Source organism: Gluconacetobacter dulcium (assembly GCF_014174165.1).
Taxonomy (GTDB): domain Bacteria; phylum Pseudomonadota; class Alphaproteobacteria; order Acetobacterales; family Acetobacteraceae; genus Gluconacetobacter; species Gluconacetobacter dulcium.
Map to the genome: position 1 here is coordinate 132262 of NZ_JABEQN010000006.1, position 21081 is coordinate 153342.

The 21081-nt window shown below is 67.5% G+C and carries 16 protein-coding genes; 2 read left to right on the plus strand and 14 right to left on the minus strand.

Going from position 1 to position 21081, the window contains the following annotated elements; translation table 11 throughout:
* Window positions 1-78 precede the first annotated feature (78 nt).
* From rplL to HLH25_RS07065, 11 genes are all read right to left on the minus strand, one after another.
* Entirely contained in the window at window positions 79-453 is a 375-nt protein-coding gene (gene rplL / locus HLH25_RS07015) for a 50S ribosomal protein L7/L12 (protein ID WP_182973378.1), read from the minus strand.
* 101 nt (window positions 454-554) lie between these two features.
* A complete protein-coding gene (rplJ, locus tag HLH25_RS07020; RefSeq protein ID WP_182949581.1) occupies window positions 555-1073 on the minus strand; it encodes a 50S ribosomal protein L10 in 519 nt (172 codons plus the stop codon).
* A gap of 291 nt (window positions 1074-1364) precedes the next feature.
* Window positions 1365-2060: a 50S ribosomal protein L1 gene (gene rplA, locus HLH25_RS07025; RefSeq protein WP_182973379.1), complete on the minus strand. Its 696-nt coding sequence runs from the start codon at window positions 2058-2060 to the stop codon at window positions 1365-1367.
* 4 nt (window positions 2061-2064) lie between these two features.
* Window positions 2065-2499 (minus strand): 50S ribosomal protein L11, encoded by a 435-nt coding sequence (rplK, locus tag HLH25_RS07030; RefSeq protein WP_182949585.1) that lies wholly within the window; start codon window positions 2497-2499, stop codon window positions 2065-2067.
* Window positions 2500-2607: 108 nt separating this feature from the next.
* Window positions 2608-4239, minus strand: a complete 1632-nt coding sequence (locus HLH25_RS07035) for an efflux transporter outer membrane subunit (protein WP_182973380.1) — start codon at window positions 4237-4239, stop codon at window positions 2608-2610.
* Window positions 4236-5519 (minus strand): efflux RND transporter periplasmic adaptor subunit, encoded by a 1284-nt coding sequence (locus HLH25_RS07040; RefSeq protein ID WP_182973381.1) that lies wholly within the window; start codon window positions 5517-5519, stop codon window positions 4236-4238. The genes HLH25_RS07035 and HLH25_RS07040 overlap by 4 nt, the downstream gene beginning before the upstream one ends.
* Window positions 5516-8698: an efflux RND transporter permease subunit gene (locus HLH25_RS07045; RefSeq protein ID WP_182973382.1), complete on the minus strand. Its 3183-nt coding sequence runs from the start codon at window positions 8696-8698 to the stop codon at window positions 5516-5518. Before HLH25_RS07045 ends, HLH25_RS07040 begins: the two co-directional genes overlap by 4 nt.
* 153 nt (window positions 8699-8851) lie before the next feature.
* The gene (locus tag HLH25_RS07050) at window positions 8852-10243 is read right to left on the minus strand and encodes a sensor histidine kinase (RefSeq protein ID WP_182973383.1); all 1392 of its coding nucleotides are present in this window, start codon (window positions 10241-10243) and stop codon (window positions 8852-8854) included.
* Between the two features lie 3 nt (window positions 10244-10246).
* Window positions 10247-11005 carry a response regulator transcription factor gene (locus HLH25_RS07055; RefSeq protein ID WP_375288959.1) on the minus strand — a complete coding sequence of 253 codons (759 nt, stop codon included), beginning with the start codon at window positions 11003-11005 and terminating at the stop codon, window positions 10247-10249.
* Between the two features lie 14 nt (window positions 11006-11019).
* Entirely contained in the window at window positions 11020-12267 is a 1248-nt protein-coding gene (locus tag HLH25_RS07060; RefSeq protein WP_182973384.1) for a DNA recombination protein RmuC, read from the minus strand.
* Between the two features lie 22 nt (window positions 12268-12289).
* Window positions 12290-15496: an AsmA-like C-terminal region-containing protein gene (locus HLH25_RS07065; protein WP_182973385.1), complete on the minus strand. Its 3207-nt coding sequence runs from the start codon at window positions 15494-15496 to the stop codon at window positions 12290-12292.
* A gap of 116 nt (window positions 15497-15612) precedes the next feature.
* On the opposite strand from HLH25_RS07065, the gene HLH25_RS07070 reads away from it, so the two are divergent.
* Entirely contained in the window at window positions 15613-18711 is a 3099-nt protein-coding gene (locus tag HLH25_RS07070; protein ID WP_182973386.1) for a bifunctional [glutamine synthetase] adenylyltransferase/[glutamine synthetase]-adenylyl-L-tyrosine phosphorylase, read from the plus strand.
* Between the two features lie 52 nt (window positions 18712-18763).
* Window positions 18764-19243, plus strand: a complete 480-nt coding sequence (locus tag HLH25_RS07075; protein ID WP_182973387.1) for a peroxiredoxin — start codon at window positions 18764-18766, stop codon at window positions 19241-19243.
* Window positions 19244-19249: 6 nt separating this feature from the next.
* Here the strand turns inward: HLH25_RS07075 and HLH25_RS07080 are convergent, their stop codons facing one another.
* The 3 genes from HLH25_RS07080 to HLH25_RS07090 form a co-directional block, all read right to left on the minus strand.
* A complete protein-coding gene (locus HLH25_RS07080) occupies window positions 19250-19654 on the minus strand; it encodes a hypothetical protein (protein ID WP_182973388.1) in 405 nt (134 codons plus the stop codon).
* A 133-nt stretch (window positions 19655-19787) separates the two neighbouring features.
* Window positions 19788-20378, minus strand: a complete 591-nt coding sequence (locus tag HLH25_RS07085; protein WP_182973389.1) for a hypothetical protein — start codon at window positions 20376-20378, stop codon at window positions 19788-19790.
* A complete protein-coding gene (locus HLH25_RS07090; RefSeq protein WP_182973390.1) occupies window positions 20375-21049 on the minus strand; it encodes a DUF4412 domain-containing protein in 675 nt (224 codons plus the stop codon). Before HLH25_RS07090 ends, HLH25_RS07085 begins: the two co-directional genes overlap by 4 nt.
* Between the last annotated feature and the right edge of the window lie 32 nt (window positions 21050-21081).

The window sequence follows — 21081 nt, forward strand, 5'->3', positions numbered from 1 at the left end:
GCGGGCACCTTTCGGTTTCCCGCCCTCACCTGGCATCAAGCAGGAGAAGCAGCCCGGAGGCCGCCTGCATCCGGCAGATTACTTCACTTCGACGGTCGCGCCGTTCTCTTCAAGAACCTTCTTGATCTTCTCGGCTTCGTCCTTGTTCACGCCTTCCTTCACGGTCTTCGGCGCACCCTCGACCAGGTCCTTGGCTTCCTTCAGGCCCAGGCCGGTGATGCCACGGATTTCCTTGATGACGTTGATCTTCTTGTCGCCGGCCTTGGCCAGGATAACAGTGAACTCGGTCTGCTCTTCAACCGGAGCGGCAGCGGCGGCGGCCGGCGCAGCGGCAACGGCAACCGGAGCAGCGGCGGAAACGCCCCACTTCTCTTCCAGCAGCTTCGAGAGCTCAGCGGCCTCGAGAACCGTGAGGGCGGACAGCTCGTCAACGAGTTTGGTCAGATCGGCCATGATTTGGTCTTCCTAATTTATACACTGATTGGCGCAACACAATCCCGATTTCACGAGAGTGTGTAAATTTCATCACCCCGCGCACGCGGGGCGCAGATGGCTCAGGCAGCCTCGTCCTTCTTGGCGTAGGCGCCGAAAACCCGCGCAAGCTGTCCAGCCGGCGCCTGGAGAACACCCGCGATGCGCGTGGCCGGCGTGGAGATCATCCCCACCAGCTGCGCCCGGAGCGTATCCAGGGACGGCAGTTCGGCCAGCGCCTTAACACCATCGACATTCAATGTCTGGGTGCCGAGCGCTCCACCGAGCAGAACGAGCTTTTCGTTGGTCTTGGCGAACTCGACAAGCACCTTCGCCACGGCCACCGGATCGGCAGACCACGAAATCGCGGTCGGCCCCTTCAGCAGCGGCGAAATGCCTTCGAATCGGGTCCCTGCCAGGGCGAGGTTGGCCAGCCGGTTCTTCGCGACCTTGTAAGTCGCTCCAGCCGCACGCACGCGCTGCCGAAGGATCGTCGCATCAGCCACCGTCAGCCCGTCATTGCGGGTTACGACAACCATGGACGTCTCGGCGAACACGGCCGCGAGGGAGGCAACAAACTCCCGCTTCTCCGTACGGTCCAATTCCCGTCTCCGTCGTGACCTGCCGGGGATGCCCCAACAGGCCGGGTTTGCCCTAGGAGGACAGAGCCTTGCGGCCCATCCTCCGGTTCGCCTGTCCTGTGAACAACGGAACAACCAGTGCGGGCGGCGAAACCACCCCTATCCGGCAATCCCCGTCTTCCGGTTGCGGACCCGAAGGCCCATCAAGGCATAAGCCACATCCGGTCATGGACAGGTTCGGAAGAACGGGACCCGAAGCGCCCCGTCTCCTGTCCGCGATGCCCTTGCGGGCATCACGTCATCTCCTGATGCTCAGGCCGCCGAGAACGAGGACACGTCGACGCGCACGCCGGGGCCCATCGTGGACGACAGAGCGGCCTTGCGCAGATAGGTGCCCTTGGCGCCCGTCGGCTTGGCCTTCTGCACCGCATCGACGAAGGCGCGGATGTTTTCGGCCAGCTTGTCGCTGCCGAAAGACGCCTTGCCGATACCGGCATGAATGATACCGGCCTTTTCGGCGCGATATTCGACCTGACCGGACTTGGCCGCCGTGACGGCGCCCTTCACGTCCATGGTCACCGTACCCAGCTTCGGGTTCGGCATCAGGCCGCGCGGACCCAGGATCTTACCCAGGCGGCCGACGAGGGCCATCATGTCCGGCGTCGCGATGCAGCGATCGAACGCGATTTCGCCAGCCTGCACCTTCTCGGCCAGATCCTCGGCGCCGACCACGTCGGCACCGGCGGCCAGGGCCTCCTCGGCCTTCGCGCCACGGGCGAACACGCCCACGCGCAGGGTCTTGCCGGTGCCGTTCGGCAGCGACAGCAGGCCGCGGACCATCTGGTCGGCGTGACGCGGGTCGATGCCCAGATTCAGCGAGATCTCGATCGTCTCGTCGAACTTGGCGGTCGCGGTCTGCTTCACCAGACCGATCGCCTCGTCCAGGCCATAGGCCTTGTTACGGTCAACAGAGGCCTGGCCGGCCGTCAGACGCTTGTTCTTGGCCATTGGATCAGCCCTCCACCACCGTAAGGCCCATCGAACGGGCGGAGCCGATCAGCATCCGCACAGCCCCGTCGATGTCGTTGGCATTCATGTCCTGCTTCTTCTGCTCGGCGATCTCGCGCAACTGCGTCATCGTCACGCTGCCGACGGCCGCCGACTTGCCGACCGTCGAGCTGCCCTTCTTGATGTTCGCGGCCTTCATCAGGAAATAGGTGTTCGGCGGCGTCTTCGTGATGAAGGTGAAGGTGCGGTCGGCGAACGCGGTGATGACGACCGGGATCGGCATGCCGGGCTCAAGGCCCTGCGTCTTGGCGTTGAACTCCTTGCAGAACTGCATGATGTTCAGGCCGCGCTGACCCAGCGCCGGGCCGACCGGCGGGGACGGATTCGCCTTGCCGGCGGGAATTTGTAGCTTGATGTAGCCAACGATCTTTTTGGCCATATCCGGGGCTCCTGACTGTTTCACCCGGACCGCGGTTCCTGCGGTCGCCCCGCCGCGCAAGGCAGCGGACGCGACCTCCCGCGTTCCGTAAGAGGCGGGTCCCTAACCTTATTGGGCCGGGGTTGTCAACCCCACCCCCGCCAGGCCGGGACCCGTCAGGTTCAGCTTCTCCGGCCCACTGCCCGTCGCGATGCCGCCAGCCTCCTTCGGCACGCGCAGCCCGTCATATTGCAGCGGCGCGAACGGCATGATCGACTTGTCGGAGGGCAACTGCGCCCGCGTCCAGCCGCCGCCCAGCGCGCGGATCAGCGCCACCGTCGCCTGATGGCGCCGCGTCTCGACCTGCACTTCCGCGATCCGCGCCGTCAGGGCCGCAATCTGGGCCACCACCACGTCCAGGTAATTGGTCAGCCCACCTGTATAGAGCGCCATGGTCATGCCCTGGGTCCGCATCGCGGCCTGGACCGAGCGATGCTGCTGCGCCAGTTCGGCCCGCAACTGACCGGTCATGGTCAGCCCGTCCTCGACATCCTGGAACGCCTGGAGCACGGTCCCGCGATAATTGTCTTCCGCCTGGCGGTATTGCGACCAGGTGCGTTGCAGTTCGGCACGACGCAGGCCCCCCTGGAATAGCGGCATCGCGGCCTGTACGGCATAGGAATACATGCTGTTCGACAGGTCGGCGAGCGTGAAGCCGTTATCCATGAAGCCGGTCATCGCATTGACCGACACGTTCGGATAGAACGCGGCCCGCGAGACGCCGATGGCGCGATTGGCCTGCGCCATCTCGCGCTCCGCCGCGGCCACGTCCGGCCGCCGCTCCAGCAATGCCGAGGGCAGAAGCATCGGAACCGCGACATCGGGGAAGCGCATCTGGTTCTCAGGCTCCAGATGGAACGCCGCGGGCGCCACGCCGACGAAGGCCGCGATGGCATGCTCCAGTACCGCCCGACGCGCCAGCAGGTCCGTTTCCTGCGCCTGGGTCGCATAAAGCTGGTTTTCCGCGCGCGAGACGTCCAGCCCGGCGGCGATCGCCCCGGCCTGCCGCATTTGCGTGATCTGAACCGCCAACTTGTAGGTCCGAATCGAGTCGCGATAGACCGCATCCTGCGCGTCCAGCCCACGAATCGCGATATAGTCCGATGCCAGTTCGGCATCGGTACTCAGCCGCATCACCGCATAATCGGCCGCGCGCTCCTGCGCCTGCTGGGTGCGCATGCGCTTGCGGTTGCGGATCGCCGACCAGAAATCCGGCTCCCAGGTCGCGGTCCCGCTATATTGCTCCGACGACATGTAGGTCGGACCCGTCGCGCCATGACCGCGCCACAGGCGATGCTGGGACCCCTTGTATTTTCCCATGCCCGCGTTGGCCGAGACTTGCGGATACAGCCCCGCCTGCGCCTCGGCCGCCATGTCGCGCGCCTGGGTAAAGGTCTCCGCCGCCACTTGCAGGTCGGGATTGACCCGATTGGCCTGCTCTTCCAGCCGGTTCAGGATCGGGTCGCCCAGCAGCGTCCACCAGTCTCCTCGCAAGGCCGCTTCGTTCGGCGCGGCATACCGCACCGTCCCCTCACCCTTCCAATTGTCCGGAAAGACGAAATGATCGGGATGATACGCCGGCGCCATGTCGCACCCGGCGACGCCGACGAGCACCCCCAGGCCGCCGGCCAGCCGGGCTGCACGCCACAATCGACGGGCGGAACGGAGCCGCGCTCGCCGCGCAGGAGAAGACAGGGTCATTGACGGGCTCCCGCCTCCTCCGTGCCCGCCCGATCGTTCGGCATGGCACGGACATCGTCGGAGCGGACAGGTTCGCTGCCCGTGGGCCGCTGCGCGTTGTAACCCGGCGTCGCATCCACCACGCGGACTTCCTGCCCGTCCAGCAGGCCGGCCGAGGGGTTGTTGACCAGCCGGTCGGTCACCTTCAGTCCGCCCCGGATCTGCACTGTGGTGCCCAGGTTGGTCCCGACCGTCACATTATGCAGCCGGATGCGGTTATGCTCGTCGACCAGAGCCACCTGCATGCCTTCCGCACGGAAGATCAGCGCGCCTTCCGGAATCACCAGAATGTCCGGATCGCCCGGCGCACGGAAATGAACGGTGGCATAGGAATCCGGCCATAGGGTGCGGTCGCTGTTATCCAGCGTCAGTTCGGTGGTAACTGTGCGGGTCGTGGAATTGAACGCACCGGCGGTCGCCAGGAACGTGGCCTTGTACACCCGCCCCGGATGCTGCGGCACGGTCACCTCGGCCGTCAGCTTGGGGCTGATGATGTCGGCGTAATCCTGCGGCACCGACACGAACACGCGCATGCGGTGCACATCGGCCACGCTGAACAGTTCGGTCGCCGTTCCACGAGAACTGACGTCACCCCCACCCGCATTCACATAATCGCCGACATCGGCCAGACGCGAGGTCACGACGCCATCGAACGGCGCGACGATCTGCTTGAAGCCGATCAGCGCGGCGTACCGCGACACCTCGTGCCGCGCCGCCTCGACCTGCGCCTGCTCGGCCTCGGCGTTCGCGACCTGCACGTCGACTTCCTGCTGCGACACGGCCTGCGTGCCCTGCAATGCCTTCCAGCGCTTCGCCGTGATCTGCGCCAGTTTGTAGCGCGCCATCGCCACGTCGAAATTCGCCTTCGAGGCCGCGTACTGCGCGTCCAGACCCGGCGTGTCGATGGTGGCCAGCACGTCGCCCGCCTTCACCTCGGCACCGAAATCCTTGTACCACATGCGCACATAGCCCGAGACCTGGGCATAGATCGGCGCCAGGTACCACGCCGAGATATTGCCCGGCAGATCCAGCGTGCGGATGCTCGGCCCCCTGGCGGGCGAAATCAGTTGCACCCTCGGGATCGCGGCATCTTCCGTCTGCTCGTGCAGCGCGCTGACATGCATCTGCCGCTGGATGATTCCGCCGCCAACCACCACCACCGCAAGGATGACGCCAACGCCGGCAAGAAGCTTGCCGCGCCCCGACGGTTTTGATCCGCGGGTCTGTTCCACGGCGCTCATGCGCGCTCTCCTTCGGTGCTACGGTGTCTCTCGGCTCGGCGACCATGCAGCAGGGCGAAGACGGAGGGCACGAACAGCAGCGTCGCTACCGTCGCAACCATCAGCCCCCCCATCACCGCCCGGCCCAGCGGCGCGTTCTGCGAATTGCTCAGGGACATCGGCAACATGCCGATGATCATGGCCGATGCTGTCATCAGCACCGGCCGGATACGTTCGAACCCGGCCTCGATCGCCGCCTTGATCGCATCGCCATGCACCTCCAGCCGTTCGCGGGCGAAGGACACGACCAGGATCGAGTTGGCGGTGGCGGTGCCCATACACATGATGGCACCCGTCAGCGCCGGCACCGACAGGGTGGTATGCGTCAGGAACAGGCTCCACGCGATACCCGCCAGCGCGCCGGGCAGCGCCGTGATGATGATGAACGGGTCCAGCCACGACTGGAAGTTGACGACGATGATCAGGTACACCAGCAGGATCGACATCGCCAATCCGATGCCAAGCTGGCGGTAGGCACTATTCATCGTCACCGCCTGGCCACGCACCGTCAGGCTGGAGCCGCGCGGCAGGTCGTGGCGCGATGCCTCCACCACCCGGTTGACCTCGCGCGAGACCGCACCCAGATCGAGCCCGTTATTCGTGGCGTAAATGTTGAACACCGGCATGATATTATAGTGCGAGACCTCGCCGGGCGTGCCGGTCTGGACGATCTGGCTCAGGCCACCCAGGATCTGCGGCGCCTTGCTCAGCGGATTGCCATCGCCCCGGTCGATCGGGATCGTTTCCAGATCGTTCAGCTTCTGCAGGAATTGCAGCGGCGTCTGGATATCGACCAGATGCGACACTCCGGTCTTCGGGTCCAGCCAGTAGGTCGGCGAGACCTGACCGCTACCCGAAAGGGTCGCCAGCGCGTTGTTGGCGATATCGGCTTCCGTGAGGCCGGTCCCTAACGCGTAGGAGCGCCTGGCATTCACCCGCAGCGTGGGCGTCGTCATCGGTTCCTGCACCGAGACGTCTGTCACGCCCGTCACATGGCGCAGCCGTTCGGCCAGATGCTGGGCGAAGGTGAAGTTCTCGGTCAGGTTGCGGCCGCTGATCTGCACATCCAGCGGTGCCGGAAGGCCGAAATTGAGGATCTTGGCCGTCAGATCGGCGGGCATGAAGGTCATTTCGGTACCGGGGAAGCGGTCGCCCAGCCCCTTGCGGAGGATATCGCGGTAGGCTGCCACCGGCGCTTCCTCGTCGCGCAGGGTGATGGTCAGGTCGCAATCCTGCGTGCCGACGGTGGGAGTCGGGATGAAGGCCTGATTCAGGCCGCTGAACGGAAGGCCGCAATTGGCCACGATGTCATCGACCTCGCCCGGCAGCAGGCGATGGATCTCGTTGCTGACCAGCATCGAGATCTTGCCCGCTTCGGTCAGCTTGGTGCCCAGCGGCGCGCGCATATGCATGGCCAGCGCGTTCGAGTTGATTTCGGGAAAAAAATCCTGGCCGACAAACATCAACAGCCCCACCGAGCCGACGGCCACCCCCAGGAACGTGCCGATAAAGCGCAGGCGCGCGGCCACCAGCGCCGTCAGCACGTCGCGGTAGGCATGGCGGAAGCGCGTGAATTTGGCCTCGAACCCCTGCTGGAAGCGTCCGAAGAACCCCTTCGGCGGTGCATGGCCGTGCGCAGCGGCATCATGCGCCGCGACCTGGGCCGCCAGCATGTATTTGGCCATGGTCGGGACAAGGGTTCGCGAGAGGATGAAGGAGGCGATCATCGCGAAAATGATGGCCTCGGCCATGGGCATGAACAGCCAGCCGGCAACGCCGGTCAACTGGAACAGCGGCATCCAGACGATACAGATGCACAAGGTGGACACGAAGGTCGGGATCACGATCTGGTTCGCCGCGTCGATGATCGCGGTTTCCAGGTCCTTGCCCATTTCCAGGTGCGCGTCGATGTTCTCGATCATGACGGTCGCATCATCGACCAGGATGCCGACCGCCAGGGCCAGACCGCCCAATGTCATGACATTGATGGTCTGACCGGCCCAGCCCAGCCCGATGATGGCGCACAGCATGGCCAGCGGGATCGAGGTGGCGATGATGACCGTCGAACGCCACGAGCCCAGGAACAGCAGCACCACCAGGCTGGTCAGCAGCGCCGCCGTGCCCATTTCCTGCACCACGTCGCGCACCGCCTCCTTCACGAAGGTCGAGGCGTCATTCAGCACCTTGATCTGCACACCGGGCGGCAGGGTGGCGGTGACACCGGGGAGCAGGGCCTTCACGCCGCTGACCACGTCCAGCGTCGAGGCATCGCCGCTCTTCATGATCACGATCAGGACCGCCTGATGGCCCTTGACCAGCACCATGTTGGTCTGCGGCGGCCCACCCTGATGTACCCACGCCACGTCACGCACATAGACGACCGCATTGCCGACCTGCTTGATCGGAATCGCGTTGAATTCGTCGATCGCGCGCGGTGTCGCATTGGTCTGGACCATGTAGTCCAGCGCCCCGATCCTCTGGTCGCCCGCCGGCAGCACGATATTCTGCTTGCCCAGCGCGTTGCCCACGTCGGTGGCCGACAGGCCGTGCGCCAGCAGCTTCGCCTGGTCCAGATCGACCATGATATTGCCCGGCTGGCCACCATAAGGGTTCGGGATCGCCGCCCCCGCCACCGCCACCAATGCGGGGCGGATCAGGTTCGACGACATGTCGTAGATCTGCGAGGCCGTCATGGAGTCCGACGACACCTGGAGCGTCAGCACCGGCACCGAGGACGCATTGTAGGTCAGCACCAGCGGCGGCGTCATGCCCGTCGGCATCTGCTTGATCACGGTTTGCGAGACGGAGGTGATCTGGGTCTGGGCGACCGCGGTATCGGTGCCCGGCTGGAAGAACACCTTGACGATGCCGCGTCCGTAATAGGACTGGCTTTCGATATGCTCGATATTATTGACGGTCGCGGTCAGCGCGCGCTCGTAATAATAGATGACGCGGCCGGACATATCCTCCGGCATCAGGCCGGTATACCCCCAGACGATCGCGACGACGGGGATCTTGATGCTGGGGAAGACATCGGTCGGGGTCTGGACCATCGACCGGACACCGAACACGACGATAAGAATCGACAGGACGACGAACGTATAAGGCCGCTTGAGCGCGGTAACGACAATCGAATTCATGCGCGGCGCGCCCCCCATGCGCGTTGGACCGCGCATCTATCCTGCCTGTCCGCCACGCTCCTGCGATCTGGCCCGCAAGCGTGCATCGTCGTCACTCCCGATCGTTCGGCGCCTCGTTAGCACGCCATTCGATCACGCCAATGAAATTCCCATTTAAAAAATGGCCTGCGCAGGCGGGGGAAATGTGACCCCGAACAGCGCGCCGGGGCGCTCTTCATGCTGGCGGGCGTTGGAAATCGTCAGTTGCGCATTATGCAGGCGCAGGATGGCCGAGACCAGGCTGAGCCCCAGCCCGCTGCCTGGCACATGGCGGCTCTTGTCCGAACGGTAGAAGCGGTTCAGCACCGCCTGACGCTCCTGGGGCATGATGCCGATGCCGGTATCGGCGATTTCCAGCCGCGCCGAACCCTGGCCGTCAGCGAAGGCCGCCAGGGTGACATCGCCGCCTTCATCGGTAAATTTCAGCGCGTTATCAATCAGGTTCGCCAGCACCTCGATCAGCAGGTCGCGGTCTCCATGCACAGGCACAGGCCCCGACGCCGCGAGAAGTTCCAGCCGGATCTGCCTCGTCTCCGCGATCGGCTCGTACAGATCGACAATGTCGGCCGCGATCTCGTTCAGGTCCACCAGCGAGAATCCGACCCGCCGACGGGCGTTCTCGATCTCGCCGATCCGCAGAAGCGCGGTGATGATGGAAAAGCACTGGTCCAGATCGTCGATCGCCCGGGCGATCACGGTGCGCAGGTCGTCGGCCGACAATGTGCCGGCCTGCGCGCGGTCCAGACGGGCGCGCACGCGGGCCAGGGGTGTGCGCAGGTCATGGGCGATATCGTTCCCGACATCGCGGATCTCGCCCATCAGATGCTCCAGCCGGTCCAGCATGCGGTTCACGCTGCCGGCCAGGCGCTGCATCTCGTCGCGCTGACGCCCGGCGGGCAGGCGCTCGTGCAGGTCGCCATCCATGATCCGGTCGATCGCCTCGTGCATCCTGCCCACGCGCCCCAGCGCACGATGGCTCAATATGATGCCGCACAGCAGCGCGAACAGCACCGTGGGCACGATCGAGACCAGCAGCGAATGGCGCATCATCAGCCGCCATTCCGCCAGCATGTGCAGCCCGCGCCCCAGCACCAGCACCCGGCCGCCCGCGACCGGCACGGCCAGGACACGCAGCACATAGGGCTCGTCCTCGTTCGGTCGCACCGTCAGTTCGTGGACGCGGCCGTCGACCGCGAGCCCCTCGGGCCATGCGCGCAGATCGCCCGCGACATAATGATGGGCGGAGTCGAACAGGGCGGCCTGGTTAATCACGACGCGCAGATCGTCGGTCGCGCGCTCGCTGACCTTGTGCGCCAGATCCTGCGGTGTTTCCTGCGCCAGCAGGGCGGCCTCACGATGCAGCAGGGCATCCGTGCGGCGGAACTCGAACGCCTTGGTCTGGCTATATCCCACCGAAAATTGCAGCGCCGCCGTGCCGATCATCGCCACCACTACCGCGAGCGTCAGCCGGAACGTCGCGGTGCGCAGCACCTCGCCCAGTTGCATCGCCTATTCAGGCACGCGCAGCATGAAGCCGGTACCCCGGATGCTGTGGATCAACGGCACGCCGGCGGGATCGTCGATCTTGCGCCGCAGCTTGCCGATATGGACATCCACCAGGTTGGTCTGCGGAATGAAACGGTAGTTCCACACATCTTCCAGCAGCATCGTGCGGGTGAGTACCTGATTAGGCCGGCGCATCAGATATTCCAGCAGCCGGAATTCGCGCGGCAGCAGCTCGATCGGCTGGCCGTCGCGCGTGACCGTACGCTCGATCAGGTCCATGCTCAACGGGCCAACATGCAGCATGGTCTCGCGCGTGTTGTTGGGGCGGCGCATCAGCGCCTCCAACCGGGCGGCCAGCTCCTCCATCGCGAAGGGTTTGGTCAGGTAATCGTCGCCGCCGGCCTTCAGGCCGCTGACACGGTCATCGACCGCCGACAGCGCGGAGAGCACCAGCACCGGGCTGGAGACCTGACGGCCGCGCAGGGTCTCGATCAGTGTCAGCCCGTCCATCTCGGGCAGCATCCGGTCCACGACCATGACGTCGAACGTCTCGGCCAGCGCCGCAGCCAGTCCGGCCGGCCCGGTTTCCGCATGGCGGACGGCGAAGCCCCGGCTTTCCAGCTCCTCGGCGACTTCCTGGGCGATCTTGCCGTCATCTTCCACCAGCAGCACCCGTGGCCTGGCTTCGCGGCCTGGCCCGGCCTCCCCTGGCGAGGGAAACGGTTCTGTGGTCGATGTCGCATTCATGGTCCGGTCAGGCATGATCGCACCCCGCCTCAAGCACCATTAAATTCGGTTTCACCACGCTCTGTCGCACCCTCGTCCACTGCCGGCGCGGCCGCCGCGTCGATCCCGTCCAGCCCGCGCAACTGCTTCGCCACCACCCGCGTCCGCCGCCGCGCCTCGTCGATCGACGACGACATGGCCGAGGCATTGCGGGCCAGCCGTTCCAGCACCCCGTCCATCCGCAGCATCTCCTGCCGGGTGGCCCCCAGCAGGCGGGCGATGCCGTCGGTCCGTTCCTCCAGCGCCATGGTGACGTATCCCAGATGGATCGTCCGCAGCATGGCCGGCAGCAGGCCCGGCCCCATGATCATCACCCGGCAGGTACGCCCGATCTCGTCCACCAGCCCCGGAATCCGCGCGATTTCGGCATAGAGCCCGTCGGTGGGCAGATACAGGACCGCGAATTCCACCGTGACCGGCGGAACGATATATTTGGACGCGATCTTGCGGGCTTCAATCTTCAGCGTCGTTTCCAGCGCGCGACGGGCAGCGCGTTCGGCGTCGGCGTCCACCCGGTCCACGGCATCCAGCAGGCGCTCGTAGGCTTCGGTCGGGAATTTCGAGTCGATCGCCAGCAGCGGCGGCGTGGTGGCCCGTACCGGCATGCGTACGGCAAACTCCACCACCTCCGCACTGCCCTCGCGCAGGCGGCAATTGGCCTCGTAGGCGCCGGGAGGCAGCACGTCGTCCAGGATGGCACGCAATTGCGCCTCCCCCCAGCCGCCGCGCGTCTTGACGTTGGAGAACAGGCGCTTGAGGTCGCCGATCTGCGCCGTCATCGCCGAGACTTCGCCCATCGCCTTCTGCATGGCCGTGAACTGCTCCAGCACCCGCTGGAACGAAGTCTGCATCTGACGTTCCACTGCTTCGTGCAGACGTTCGTCCACCGTGGCACGGATGGCTTCGAGCTGGCGCGCCGAACTCTCGGCCATCTCGCGCAGCGCCTCGCTCTGGCGCACGCGTGCCTCGGCCAGGTCGCGGGTCAGGGATTGCGCCATCAGCGCCAGCCGGTCGGCGGTCTCGCCACGCAACTGGTCCAGCCGGGTGCGCTGGGCCTCGGCATCGGCCTGGCGCGCCGAGGAATCGCGCTCCATCATGACATAGACACGCGCCAGCAGATCGCCGCTCTCCGTTCCGCGCCCGCCGCCGCGCCGGGCCATCAGCACCAGAACGGCCACGATCGCGATCGCCGCCAGGGCCACGAGCCCCCATATGCCGGTGCCCAGACCGTCGGACATCGCCTCTCCTTCCAAAAACAGCCTATTCCACCAGCCGCCGCATTACGCCCGGCAGGAAGAGCGAGAACGGATTGACCCGCAGAGCCGGCGAATCCAGCGCGCCGCTGACCGCGAAGGTAGCCGCCAGCAGGCCACCCTCCTTTTCTGGGCTCATCAGCCGCCCCACGCCCGGCATGTGGCCGGGGATGGTGTTGACGGCGAAAGCCGGCACGATCGTCCCTTTCAGGTCCAGCTTTCCCCGGTCCAGGTCGACCGGCCCCTCGACCGTCACGCCCAGCGAGGCATTGCTGGCCACGCCGTCATGCACCGCCAGAATCCCGTCGCGGAAGGTAAAGGGAAGCGAGATGCGCGCGATCGAGAAACCCGGTGCCGGTGCGGCCTGCATCCAGCCATACAGCGACGCATTGTTGGCCAGGCGCACCGCCCGGGGCACCTCGCGCACCGTGATCGGATCGACCGTCAGCACCCCGGCGAAGGGCGCGGTGGGCTGGGCATCATCGAACACGCCCCGGATCACGGTTCGGCCGCCGTCGAACTTCGTGCTCACGCCCAGTGTGCGCAGCATCAGGCCCAGATCCTCGACACTGGCCCATAGATGCCGCCCGTCATGCTCCGGCGTCAGCGTCGCGCTGGCCGGCGACGGGCCTGCCATGGAAAACCGCATCCGCGTGAGGCGGACGCCATTATCCTCCAGATGCGCATGCACGCCGGTCAGGGCCGATTCTCGGGCGTAGAACAGGGTTCGGACATCGGCATCGATCAGCCAGCTTCGTCCGGGTGGCCCATGCACTCGGCCCGACGCGGCCTCGGGCATGTGATAGGCCGCTTTGGCGGGCGTTTTCGGAGGGGCCGCCGGGTCCGGCGGGGGGGCCAGCAGCGGCGAGAGATCCAGCACCGACGCATGGACGGCCACATGGAGCGGATCGGCCGGACGGGGCGAGACACCCACCGTCGCATCGCCGCGCGACCGGCCGACGCGGAAGCCGCGCATGATCAGGGTGCGCCCGCCATCGCGGCCCATGGTGGCGCGCCCGTCGATCAGCAGGTCGGGGCCAGTCGCGTGAATGGCCTCGACCGAAACCAGGCGCCCGTCATCCAGGCCCAGCCGTGCAGAAGCCTCCCCCGGCTGTCCCCGCTGCTTGCTCCATACCGGGATGGTCAGCGCGGCATCGGCCAGATCCAGCTTCAGGCCCACCTGCCCGGCGCCGCCGGGGAAATGATCGTAATCGACGTCCAGGTCCGCGCTGCCATGAAAGCGCTGGCCGACATCGAAACCGGCGCGCGCCGCGCTCTCGGGCGTGACATGGGCGCGCACATGCGCGGTCTCGGTGGTGCGAACATCGGGCGTGCCCCGGAAATCCATGGCGTAGGTCAGGACCGACTGCATGCCGCCCAGCAACGCCGTGCCATGCAGGTTCAACCCTTCGGTGGTGGCATCCAGCGCCACCCGTCCGTCATCCAGATCCCGCCCCTGCACCACGTTGCCCAGATGCAGATGGTCCACGTCGGCATGGCCGTTCAGATGGATCTGATCGACCGACACCTTGTCGTCCAGCGGCAGGACCAGATGCAGCAGCACCCGCGCATTGCCGCTGGGCCGTTCGAACGCGACCGGATGGCGCGAGAGCAGGTGCAGGCGCGGTTCGGCCAACAGGGCCAGCACATCGCGCAGATTGCCGCGCAGGGTGGTGGTGATGTCGCCGATCTGGTCCTTTCCCATCAGGCCGGTGATGCGCATATGCCCGTCGCCCACCGCCAGATGGCCGGTGCCAGTGACGCCGACATTCCGGCCGGCGCGCTCCATGGTCTGGATGCCGTCGCTGAAAGCGATCGACAGCGCATCTGGCCCCTCGAAGGTCAGGACGGCATTGATCCCCTCGATCGGCGGGATCGGGCGCAGCCAGTGCAATTCCAGGTCCGAGCCGCTGACGCCGCCGGTCATCGACCGCATGGTGATGCCGCTCCACCCCGCCGGGCTGCCTAACCCAACCGCGACATGCAGGTCGCGCGCCGCGCCGCGCGTGATGTTCCGCGTGACCCATGCGCGCGCGCCCTTCATCGCCCCTGCCGGCCAGTAGGCGCCGAGCGTCGCGAAATCGAGCGCGGGAATGGTGGCATCCGCCGACCCGTCGATCGGGCCGGGACCGTCGAGGCGGGCGATATTCAGCGCCGCATGGGCCGTCAGCGTGACCGTGTCGGCGGGCGTGCCGGCGGGACGGTCGGACGGCAGCAGATTCGCCGTCAGCGCGTCCAGCCGGATCTTCGCCCCGCCGGGCAGCATGCCGCCACCGGCATCGGGCGTGAAACCGGCGATGAGGTCGGCCCGCGCATCGGCCACGCGAATCAGGCCACCTGGCCCCGTCACGATCCGGCCGGCACCGGTTTGCACGCGCAGCGCCGCAGAAACGGGGCGCGCCATCAGCCCGTCCCGGCCGGCTGCAAGATGCACCGTACCGTCCAGCCAGACGGGCAGATCGGCATGCGCCAGACCCGGCGCCAAGGGGGCCAATGCGCTGGGTGTCACCGGCGTCGTGGACAGATGCCAGACCAGCCCGGCGGCACCGTCAGCCTGACCGTCGGCCCGCAGCGACGTGCGCACACCTGGCCCCGCCAGGGTCAGGCCCGCATGGCCGACGAGCCCGAACAGGGCGGCATGATGCACGGCATGCAGGTCGGCATTCACGCCGTCGGCGTGCCAGGTCTGGCCGGTGGGCACGTCGCGCAGCGTGACCGCCACATCCTCCAGCGCCAGACGCTCCGTCATCCGAGGGTCGAACGGAAGGCCCTCACCGCCACCACGGACGGGCGCCGGCCCGATATCGAGGCCGACCGCGCCGTCACGGCTCCGCCGCAGCGCCACCCGCGCGCCGGAAAGCGCCAGTTCCGGCGCGGCGAAGCGCCCATGCAGAAGCGGACCGCTGGCCACCACCAGCCGCACCGCGCCCACGCTGGCCGCCACGCTGCCGTCGGGCCGGTGCAGGCGCAGGTCGTCAGCCGCGACCTCCAGCGGTGCGGCCAGACCGCGATGCAGCCAGTCCCAGCCGATGCGCATCCGCCCGAGATCCAGACGGTTGGGCTGCCGCCCCGGTGCATCAGCCGGCAGGGCGCGCGCCAGGACCAGCCGTGCCAGCGGCGTGACATCGACCGGCCGCCACGAAAGCCACGTCAGCAGCCCCAGGACCAACAGCGCCGGCGCCGCGAGGCAGGCCGCCACGAGCACCCACAGCATGCGCACCCACCGGCGGGGCCGGGGCGGTTGAGGGTCTTGACCTTGCGTCATGCCGCCGTCCAGGGTGCGCCGCGACCCCGGCGCGCCACGGCGCGGGGGCCGGACCAGGACGATCCATGCCCCGACCTCGCACCGCCCGCGCCACGCCGGCGCCGCCCGCCTGCGGCCCGGCCGCCTGGACCAACCGCGCCTGGCCCGCCCCGGCCGATCCGCGCGGTGCTGGCCTGCTGCGCGAGGATCTGGACGAACTGTGGCAGGAACACGCGCTGGACCCGGACCTGCTGCGCGCCGAAGGCGTGGCGGCGATGCTGGCGGCGGTCGGCGGCAACAGCCCCTATCTGGCCGGGCTGATCCGGCGCGATGCCGTGCCGTTCGCCCGTCTGCTGGCCGAAGGGCCGGATGCGGGCATGGCGGCGGCACTGGACAGCATGGCGGCGCTGACCCCGCGCGACAGCCACGCCACGATCGCCGCCACCCTGCGCGCCGCCAAGCGTCAGGCCGCGCTGGCCATCGCACTGGCCGATATCGGCAACCTGTGGACTCTGGAGCAGGTCACGCTCGCCCTCAGCCGACTGGCCGAAGGCGCATTGGAAGCTGCGGTCAGACATCTGCTGCAAACGGCGCATGATACCGGGCAACTGATTCTGCCGGACCCGACCGCCCCGAGCCGGGGCAGCGGATTCGTCGTGCTGGCGATGGGGAAGCTGGGTGCGCGGGAACTGAACTACTCCTCGGATATCGACCTGATCGTGCTGTACGATCCCGATTGCCATCCGGGCCACGAGGATTTGCGCCGGATCTTCATCCGCATGACTAGCGATCTTGTAAGCCTGATGGAAGCGCGCGATGCCGATGGCTACGTCTTCCGCACAGACCTGCGCCTGCGCCCCGACCCCTCGGCGACGCCGCCGGCGATCTCGTTTCCCGCCGCCATCGCCTATTACGAAAGCATGGGCCAGACCTGGGAACGGGCGGCGATGACCAAGGCCCGCCCGGTCGCCGGCGACATCGGTGCCGGCCGCCGCTTCCTGCGCGCGATCCACCCCTTCGTGTGGCGCCGGCACCTCGATTTCGCGGTGATCGACGACCTGCACGACATGAAGGCGCGCATCGACCGCCACCGCAATGCCGGCCATTCCGGCCTGTCGCGCCTGACCGACCGCACGGTGCATGACCCCGGACTGGCCCGCGACTGGCTGCTGGGCCACAACCTGAAACTGGGCCAGGGCGGCATCCGCGAGGTGGAGTTCGTCGCCCAGGCCCTGCAACTGGTCTGGGGCGGGCGGGAACCCGAACTGCGCGACCCCACGACGCTGGGCGCGTTGCGGCGGCTGGTGCGCGCCGGCATCCTGCCCCGCCCGCAGGGCGAAAGCCTGGCCCGCACCTATCGCATGCTGCGCCGCGCCGAACACCGGTTGCAGATGCAGGCCGACCACCAGACCCACAGCCTGCCCGCGACGCGCGAGACCTTCAATATCTACGCGATCTTCATGCAGGAGGAGAGCGGCCGCGCCCTGGCGGCCATGATGCTGCCGATCATGCAGGAATCGCGCCGGATCTTCGAACGCCAGTTCGCCGAGCCCGAAGGCGCCGAAGCCTCGATCGACCCCGAGGCCGAGGACATGGCGGAGCATCTGCGCGGCGCCGGCTTCGCGGAGGCCGACATTCCCGATGCGCTGGCCCTGCTGGGCCGATGGAGCGGCAACCGCCTGCGGGCCTTGCGCTCGGACCGCGCGCGCAGCCTGCTGCGCCGCCTGATGCCGGCCCTTCTCTCCAGCTTCGGTCAGCGCCGCGAGCCGTTGACCTGCCTGCGCCGGTTCGACGCCATGCTCTCCCGCCAATGGGCCGGGGTGCAGTTTCTCTCGCTGCTGGAACGCAATCCGGCGCTGATCGGGCGCATTGCCACCATCCTCGACGGCTCGGCCTTCCTGGCCGACCATCTGGCGGAAACCCCGGCGGCGCTGGAAGGGCTGCTGGGCGGCATCGGCGACGACGAGACCGACGCACGCATCGCCGACCTGCCGCCCGCCCAGCTCGTGCGCCAGCATGTGGCGGCGGCGACCTCCACCGAACAGCTTCTTCCGGTGCTGCGCACACTGGTGCGTGGCGAGGAATTCCGCCTCTCGAGCGCCCGGCTGGAGCATCGCATGGATGTGGACAGCGCCAGCCGGGCGCGCACCGACATGGCCGATGCGGTGATCCGTGGCCTGCTGCGCACCGTCACAGCCGAGCATCGCGAACGCTATGGGCGCATCCCCGGCGGGGCGATGGTGGTGGTGGCGCTGGGCAAGGCCGGGTCGCGCGAGATGATGCCCGGCTCGGACCTGGACCTGATGCTGATCTATGACCATCCGGCGGACGTGACCGAAAGCGTGATCCCGTCGCGGGGCACCGCCGAGGGCGGCGGGTTGCCGCCGCGCCCGCTGCCCGTGGGGCAGTATTTCGTCCGGCTGGCCCATGCCTTCATTGCCGCGCTGACCGCGCCGGGGCCGGAAGGCCCGCTCTACGAGGTGGACATGCGCCTGCGCCCGTCCGGCTCCAAGGGGCCGGTGGCGCTGTCGCTGGACTCCTTCCGCCGCTACCATGCGGAAAGCGCCTGGACGTGGGAGCGCATGGCCCTGACCCGCGCGCGGGTGGTCGCCGGCGCGCCGCCGCTGGTCCGCGCCATGCGCGCCGCGATCGGCACCGCGCTGGATGGCACCCGCTCCCCCGCCGCGCGCCAGGCGATTCTGGACGATGCCAGCGCGATGCGTGCGCGGATCGCGCGCGAATTGCCGCCCGAAGGACCGTGGGATATCCGGCGCCGGCCGGGCGGGCTGATGGATGTGGAATTCATCGCGCAGACGCTGCAACTGGTCGCCGGCACCGCCGAGGCGCGCGCGCCCTGCACGCGGGAGGCGCTGCGTCTGCTGGCACGCCATGGCGAGCTGCCCCCCGCTGCGGAAAGCACGCTGCTGCGGGCGGACCGGCTGTGGCGATCGGTACAGAGCATGCTGCGCATCCTGTTCGGCACCCGCCCCCCGACCGACCCCGCCACCATACCCGCCGCCACCAGCGATATCCTGCTGCGCGAAATCGGCGTGGCGTCGATGGACGAGGCGCTGGGCCTGATGGACGACCTCGCCCGATCGGTGCGCGCCCTGTTCGTGACTCTGGTCGGCCCGGTCGAGGACCCGGCGGAACGCTTGCGGACACCGGCAAACCCATCAAAATAGAATGCCCGCCCACGGCTGATCGCCCCGAACGGGGCCGAACGGAGATCCATCCATGACCGAGACCCCGATTTTTCCCGCCATCGGCGCCCCGGTGCCGGATTTCGACATGCAGGCCAGCAAGGGGCGGCATGTCAGTCTGATGGCGATGCGGGGCAAGCCGTTCATCCTGTATTTCTACCCCAAGGCCAGCACGCCGGGCTGCACCACCGAGGCATGCGGCTTCCAGGAGGCGCTGGGCGCGCTGGGCAGCACCGGCATCCCCGTCATCGGCGTATCGCGGGACTCCATGAAGGCGATCGACAATTTCGCCGCCAAGCAGAACCTCGCCTTTCCGCTGGCCTCCGACGCCACCGGCACGGTAACCGAAGCCTATGGCGTGTGGGTCGAAAAGACGCTGTATGGCCGCAAATATATGGGCATCGAACGCGCCACCTTCCTGATCGACGGCTCGGGCCGGGTCGCCCGCGTGTGGCGGAACGTCAAGGTGCCCGGCCATGTCGCCGAGGTGATGAAGGCGGCGTCCGAACTCTGATGCCGATCAATAGATCGGATAGGCGTACCCGTAGGGCTGCACATAGACCGGCGGAGGCGGCGGTGGCGGAGGGGGCGGCGGAGGGGGCGGCGCATAGGCCTGTTCGGCGATCACCGTTCCGGCCGCGCCGATCAGCGCCCCGCCGATGAGGCCGCCGACAAAAGCCCCGCCCACGCCGGGGCCGCGACCGTAATAGCCCCGGCCACCCCAGCCGGGACCACGACCATAATAGCCCCTGCGCCAGCCGCCATCGTGCCAGCCTCCCCCATGCCAGCCGCCGTGCCAGCCGGGGCCGGGACCGGGACCGCCATATCCGGGACCGCGCCATTGCGCGTGGGCCGCAGGAGCAGCGGCGGCAAGTCCCGCCGCCATCACCGGAACCACCAGCAGAAGCCGAGCCAGTTTATGCATGGCCGTACCCTTTCTTTGCGCGCAGGAACCGAACCATCCTGCATGAAAGGAAACACACCATGCCCTCATGGCGATTTACGGGCAGGTTTCGCCCCATTTCCGTCATGAAGTGAAGGAGACGGAAACCGCCGTTTCAGGGGTGGGCGGCCTGGATGACCTTCAGTCCCTCCGGCACGGCAAAGACCGTGTCCGGCTGGGCGTCATGGGTAACCTGCTCGGCGCGCACCACGATCTGGTCGCCCTGCATGACCTGCAACATGTCGCCACCTTCGCTGTAGCAGACATCGCTGACCCGGCCGTCGCTGTCATGCGTATGCCAGACGGTGCAGCTCTCGCCGGCCACCAGCATGGTCTCGCCGCGCGCCCAGTTGCCCGCTGCCCGCTGCCCCGGCTCCGACAAGGCCGCACCGGGGGCGGGAATGACCGTGCGGGCACCACGGGCCTGATCGATCACCGTCAGGCTGCCCGCCCGATAATCGGTGATCATGTATGTGGCCGACCCTTCGGGATCGACGCGCTGCCGACGGGTGGCCGCCGACCAGCGCATGCGCTGGTGCTGCAACGGAATCGACGGGTCGGGCGACGCCAGGGCGTACCGTATATCGACATCCTGCTGCGGCGTGACGAACGGCGCATCTTCGGCCGCGCGCGCCGCCGATCCGGCAGGCTGGGCCAGAACGAGGACCAGGCCAGCCAACGCCAGACGGCGCACGTCGCCCCTCATTGGCCGGACTGCGCCACCCCACCGGTGACGGGCTGGCCGCTGCCCACCGCGTGCGAGGGCGCGACCCGATGGCGCGTGACCATCTGATAGCCCTCGGGCGGCTGGAACGTGCTGGCCGGAAGAGGGCCATAGGTGACGCGCGTCGCTTCCAGCCGGCCCTTCATGCCGTCGCCATCCACCCCGTCCTCGCGCAGGATCACGCCGTCATCGGTGACGCAGGCGGTCGCCGTGCCGCGCCCCGACACCACGCCCCATTCGGTGCAGGATACGCCCGCGACCTGCGCCTTGCCCTTGCGGGTGAATTGCATGGACAGATCGAGCAGGAACGGGTTGCGGATGCCGTTATGGGCGTCGAACTGCGTGTAGACCTTCTGCTTGTTCAGCACGATCGTCACCTGCCGCGTAGTGCGGTTGAGGATGGTCGAGCCCATGGCCTCGGGGCTGTCGATGCGCATCATGCCGCCATTGGCGGTGAACCACGCCTCGATCGTCTTGGGGGCCGGCGCGCCGTCGGGCTGCACGGCATATTGCACCTGCACGTCGCGCGCGGGGGCCAGCGGCGGATGGTCCGCATCGCTCTGCGCCCGCGCGGGCTGAACCGCGATGGCCGTCATCAGGCTCACCGCCAGCGCGCCAGCCAGGCCCGCGCGCGCCCCTGTCGGATGGATCATGGTCCTGAATTCCTTCCTGCTTATTTCGATCA

Bases quoted from the DNA above. Each gene is read 5' to 3' on its own strand.
- rplL (WP_182973378.1), bottom strand. From the start codon at position 453: ATGGCCGATCTGACCAAACTCGTTGACGAGCTGTCCGCCCTCACGGTT.
- rplA (WP_182973379.1), bottom strand. From the start codon at position 2,060: ATGGCCAAGAACAAGCGTCTGACGGCCGGCCAGGCCTCTGTTGACCGT.
- rplK (WP_182949585.1), bottom strand. From the start codon at position 2,499: ATGGCCAAAAAGATCGTTGGCTACATCAAGCTACAAATTCCCGCCGGC.
- HLH25_RS07035 (WP_182973380.1), bottom strand. From the start codon at position 4,239: ATGACCCTGTCTTCTCCTGCGCGGCGAGCGCGGCTCCGTTCCGCCCGT.
- HLH25_RS07040 (WP_182973381.1), bottom strand. From the start codon at position 5,519: ATGAGCGCCGTGGAACAGACCCGCGGATCAAAACCGTCGGGGCGCGGC.
- HLH25_RS07045 (WP_182973382.1), bottom strand. From the start codon at position 8,698: ATGAATTCGATTGTCGTTACCGCGCTCAAGCGGCCTTATACGTTCGTC.
- HLH25_RS07050 (WP_182973383.1), bottom strand. From the start codon at position 10,243: ATGCAACTGGGCGAGGTGCTGCGCACCGCGACGTTCCGGCTGACGCTC.
- HLH25_RS07055 (WP_375288959.1), bottom strand. From the start codon at position 11,005: ATGCCTGACCGGACCATGAATGCGACATCGACCACAGAACCGTTTCCC.
- HLH25_RS07060 (WP_182973384.1), bottom strand. From the start codon at position 12,267: ATGTCCGACGGTCTGGGCACCGGCATATGGGGGCTCGTGGCCCTGGCG.
- HLH25_RS07065 (WP_182973385.1), bottom strand. From the start codon at position 15,496: ATGCTGTGGGTGCTCGTGGCGGCCTGCCTCGCGGCGCCGGCGCTGTTG.
- HLH25_RS07070 (WP_182973386.1), top strand. From the start codon at position 15,613: ATGCCCCGACCTCGCACCGCCCGCGCCACGCCGGCGCCGCCCGCCTGC.
- HLH25_RS07075 (WP_182973387.1), top strand. From the start codon at position 18,764: ATGACCGAGACCCCGATTTTTCCCGCCATCGGCGCCCCGGTGCCGGAT.
- HLH25_RS07080 (WP_182973388.1), bottom strand. From the start codon at position 19,654: ATGCATAAACTGGCTCGGCTTCTGCTGGTGGTTCCGGTGATGGCGGCG.
- HLH25_RS07085 (WP_182973389.1), bottom strand. From the start codon at position 20,378: ATGAGGGGCGACGTGCGCCGTCTGGCGTTGGCTGGCCTGGTCCTCGTT.
- HLH25_RS07090 (WP_182973390.1), bottom strand. From the start codon at position 21,049: ATGATCCATCCGACAGGGGCGCGCGCGGGCCTGGCTGGCGCGCTGGCG.